The 1,600-nt window shown below is 67.2% G+C and carries 2 protein-coding genes; both read left to right on the forward strand.

What is annotated here, in order from left to right; all coding sequences use genetic code 11:
* Positions 1-74 precede the first annotated feature (74 nt).
* A complete protein-coding gene (locus tag AB1673_17615; protein MEW6155775.1) occupies positions 75-602 on the forward strand; it encodes a hypothetical protein in 528 nt (175 codons plus the stop codon).
* The gene (locus tag AB1673_17620) at positions 599-1,558 is read left to right on the forward strand and encodes an IS3 family transposase (protein MEW6155776.1); all 960 of its coding nucleotides are present in this window, start codon (positions 599-601) and stop codon (positions 1,556-1,558) included. The genes AB1673_17615 and AB1673_17620 overlap by 4 nt, the downstream gene beginning before the upstream one ends.
* Positions 1,559-1,600 lie beyond the last annotated feature (42 nt).

The raw sequence follows: 1,600 nt of genomic DNA on the forward strand, positions 1-1,600 counted from the left end.
CCCACCTTGCACGTGAATCGTGAGACACCTCGACCATCCACCTTCTGAGCAGGTGGGCGAGAGAGGGTCTGACCATGGCACCGACGAAGTCGAGCCTCAATGGCCGGGGCAAGCGCAAGGCGCTGGTCCGGACGGAACACGCTAAAACTTGGCACATCGAGGATCCTGAAGCCCCTGACGGCGGCCCCCGCTACCACAAGAGCTCGATGCGTCGGGTCTTCAGTGCCGACTACAAGCTGGCCATCCTGGCCGAGTACGACCGCTGCACCGAGAAGGGCGAGAAGGGCGCCCTGCTCCGCCGGGAAGGGCTGTACTCGAGCCTGGTCTGTGACTGGCGCCGTCAACACCGCCAGGGACTCCTGAAGGCGGCGCTGGGCCGCACGGACGGTGGCCGGGGCGGCCCGTCGCTGTCGGAGATGGCCAAGCTGAAGGCTGAGAACGAGCGGCTCAAAGAGCAGCTGGCCAAGGCCCGGGTCGTCATCGAGGTGCAGGGAAAAGTGCACGCGCTCTTGGACGAGCTCTCCAAGAGCGCGGACTCCGTGCTGCCCGAGATTCCGTTCTCGATACCGCCGTCACCGAGCTCGCCGCCACCGTCGGAGTGAAGGCCGCCTGCCGAGCGGTGGGCCACTCCCGGGCCACCTACTACCGGCACCGCTGCCCCCATCCGCCGGGTGATCCCCGGCCTCGGCCTCGCAGCCACCGGGCACTCTCGCCGGCCGAGCGGAAGGCGGTGGTGGCCACGCTGAACTCGGAGCGGTTCTGCGACCAGACCCCCGCTCAGGTGTGGGCCACCCTGCTCGACGAGGGGTCCTACCTGTGCTCGATCTCGATGATGTATTCCCTGCTCAGGGAACGGGGCGAGGTCCGGGAACGACGCCGGATCGCCCGCCATCCGCTCCACGAGAAACCCCAACTGGTGGCCCGCGCCCCCAACCAGGTGTGGTCCTGGGATATCACCAAGCTCAAAGGCCCGGACAAGTGGATGTGGTTCTACCTCTACGTCATCCTCGACGTCTTCAGCCGCTACGTCGTGGGCTGGCTCGTCGCCCCCCGGGAAGTCGGCACCTGGGCCCGCGACCTCATCGCCCACAGCCTCGCTGAGCAAGACGCCGATCCCGAGCAGCTGATCGTCCATGCCGACCGGGGCAGCTCGATGACCTCCAAGCCCGTCGTCCAACTCCTCGCCGACCTCGGCGTGACCCGCAGCCATAGCCGACCCCACCAGTCCAACGACAACCCCTATTCCGAGGCCCAGTTCAAGACGCTCAAGTACTGCCCCGGGTTCCCCGATCGCTTCGGCAGCCTGGCTCACACCCAGACGTTCTGTGATGCCTTCTTCTGGCACTACAACCACGTCCACCGGCACTCCGCTCTCGGCCTGCACACCCCAGCCGACGTCCACCACGGCCGAGCCCCGGCCCTTCAGGCGAAACGGGCCGAGGTCCTCACCGCCGCCTACCAGGCCCACCCCGAGCGATTCCGCCGGCCACCAGTTCCACCCAAGCTGCCCACCGTCGCCTGGATCAACCAGCCCCCCGAGGTCATCGTCACCCGATAACTTCCGAGCACCCAGGTGTCTCACGACCACGTGCACGTTCCG

The sequence above is a fragment of the Actinomycetota bacterium genome (assembly GCA_040754375.1).
Classification (GTDB): Bacteria; Actinomycetota; Acidimicrobiia; order Acidimicrobiales; family AC-14; genus JBFMCT01.